This is a genomic window from Methylophaga sp. UBA5088, from assembly GCF_002414625.1.
GTDB lineage: Bacteria > Pseudomonadota > Gammaproteobacteria > Nitrosococcales > Methylophagaceae > Methylophaga > Methylophaga marina.
This window is the reverse complement of record NZ_DIAC01000086.1, coordinates 10416-13168: the sequence shown is the minus strand read 5'-3', so window position 1 is coordinate 13168 and position 2753 is coordinate 10416. Positions and strand designations below refer to the sequence as shown.

At 44.1% G+C, this 2753-nt stretch carries 3 protein-coding genes and 1 pseudogene; all 4 read right to left on the bottom strand.

From position 1 onward, the window contains the following. A pseudogene (locus B4K20_RS10880) lies at positions 1-183 on the bottom strand (NGG1p interacting factor NIF3); the annotation flags it as partial. 3 nt (positions 184-186) lie between these two features. Beyond that, complete coding sequence (locus B4K20_RS10875; RefSeq protein ID WP_289282896.1) at positions 187-1176, bottom strand: WD40 repeat domain-containing protein; 990 nt, start codon at positions 1174-1176, stop codon at positions 187-189. Positions 1177-1241: 65 nt separating this feature from the next. After that, positions 1242-1805, bottom strand: a complete 564-nt coding sequence (gene dcd / locus B4K20_RS10870; protein WP_286306127.1) for a dCTP deaminase — start codon at positions 1803-1805, stop codon at positions 1242-1244. 86 nt (positions 1806-1891) lie between these two features. After that, on the bottom strand, positions 1892-2753 hold an 862-nt coding region (gene apbC / locus B4K20_RS10865), incomplete at its 5' end, for an iron-sulfur cluster carrier protein ApbC (protein WP_289282895.1).

The window sequence follows — 2753 nt, the reverse complement described above, 5'->3', positions numbered from 1 at the left end:
CTGCTGCCCAATATAAGGCTGACTGCCATCTAATGGGCGAAATTGCCCTGTTCCTTGTGACTCCCAACAACAACTGTCATAACCATCATAACGTCCGGCACCGGCAGCAAAAATGGCCTGTTTTACGGCTTCTTTATGTGATTCAGGAACAAAAAAAACCAATTTTAATAAGCTATCAGCCATACCTTATCTAATACGCCATTTTTGGCCTAAACCATTACCTAATTCACTGTAGATGTAACGGCCATCACGACTAAACGCTAACGCTTGTATAACTACACCGGGTTTTAAAGCGTCTTTGCGTGGTGTTAACCAACAGCCCAGAGCCTGTCCATTTTGTGCACGCCAGACACACATTTCACGGTTGGGGTGGCCAGTCACGACATATTTACCATCAGAAGAATAGGCAATCGCGCTGGTTGTGGTTTTAAATACAGGAAAGTCACCCCAGATACCGTCTACGTCTACAGGTGATGTCGTGAGTACCGCGACTTGTTTACCACTTTTGACATTCCAGATACGTGTTTGTGCATTACCTGCTGAACTAATCACAAACCCACCCATGGGATCAAAAGAAACCAAACTAACACCATTATTATGTTGCCATATCCGAAGTTGTTGTCCGGTTTCCAGGTTCCACATTCTTGCTGTATGGTCATCTCCGCCCGTCAAGCCATATTTACCATTAGGTGAAATATCAACTGTGTTAATAAGCTGATCGATAGGTGAATTAACGGCTTTACCATCATGTTTCAGAATTTGGACGACGCGATTACCTATCACATCAAAATACACCGCTGTTCTGTCTTGCAACGCTAATAGAAGATGGTCACCTTTAGGCGATAAAGCAATATCTTTTATCGTGACTGGAAACTCAAGACGAATCATCGGTTCACCGTTTTCCATATTCCATAAAACGATAACTTTTGATTCTACCGTGGCCGCCACTTTACTATCGTCAGAAAAAGCCACATCTGTTGTCGTACCGGCATCATTTGGTGTGTTTTGCCAGGTATATTTCACCTTATTCGTCTGAAGGTCCCAGAGTTTTGCTGGCAAATCAATATCGCCGACCAGCACGTAACGACCATCAGGTGAAAAGCTGGAAGCATAGCTGCCATTTTCGCTGTGTTTCCAGGATTCTGTCGGTGTTCTTTCTTCTGTACATGCTGACAATGAAAGCAATACCAATGCAGCACTGAGCGTTCGGATTACATGGCGGGAGAATACAGACATCGGCATCAGGAACGAGGAAGAGTTACACCAGACTGGCCTTGATATTTACCACCACGATCAGCGTAAGATGTCTCACACACTTCATCAGACTCGAAGAACAACATTTGTGCCACACCTTCATTCGCGTAGATTTTTGCCGGTAAGGGAGTGGTGTTGGAAAACTCTAATGTCACCTGACCTTCCCATTCAGGTTCCAATGGGGTGACATTCACAATAATGCCACAGCGAGCATAAGTGGATTTGCCAAGACACACTGTCAGAACATTTCGTGGAATTCTGAAGGTTTCTACTGTTCTGGCCAGTGCAAATGAATTCGGTGGAATGATACACACATCAGACGTCACATCCACAAAACTGCTTTCATCGAAATTCTTCGGGTCAACAACGGCTGAATTAATATTGGTGAATATTTTAAATTCATTTGAGCAGCGAACATCGTAACCATAACTTGACGTGCCATAAGAGATAATGCGGTTATCATCACGATATCGAACTTGTCCCGGCTCGAAAGGTGAAATCATGCCCTGCTCCGCCATACGACGAATCCATTTATCTGACTTAATCATAATTGCTCGGTCATACCTTTTTATAATTGTTCAATCACAAGCCTATTAAAACACATCTTGAATAAGCTTTATTATGTGTTGACTAAACATTAGTCATTTTTAATCACAATGTTCGGGAACGCTGCAGAATAATCTTTACTTTGCATGGCTAATCTGGCGCCAACTCGGCGAGCAATGCGGCGATAAGCCATTGAAATATCAGCGTCAGGATCAGTGACAACACTAGGTTTACCAGAGTCAGCATCCTCACGAATTTTTATATCCAGAGGTAAACTACCCAGCAAATTAAGATTGTACTGCTCGGCCATGCGCTTGCCACCGCCTTCACCAAAAATATGCTCTTCATGACCGCATTTGCTACAAATATGTGTACTCATATTTTCGACAATGCCTAGAACAGGTACTTTTACCTTTTCAAACATCTTGTAGGCTTTACGCGCATCAAGCAATGATATGTCTTGTGGCGTGGTGACAATGACAGCACCACTCACTGGCACTTTTTGTGACAAGGTTAATTGAATATCACCTGTGCCCGGTGGCAAGTCAATAATCAGGTAATCTAGATCTTTCCAGTTAGTTTCACCGAGCAACTGTTGTAGGGCTTGTGTCACCATCGGTCCACGCCAAATCATCGGTTCCTCTTCATCAATAAGGAACCCAATCGACATAGTTTGAATGCCATAACTGTCTACTGGGTTCATGCTCTTGCCATCAGGCGATTCTGGTCGACGATTGGCACCGAGCATGCGTGGTTGGCTTGGTCCGTAGATATCAGCATCAAGCACCCCCACGGTTGCGCCTTCTGCTGCAAGCGCCAACGCCAGATTGGCTGAGGTTGTGGATTTACCCACACCACCTTTGCCCGATCCAACAGCAATGATGTTTTTGATATTATCCAGTGCCTGCACACCCTGCTGAACTTTGTGCTTAATGATTTCACTTGAGACAACA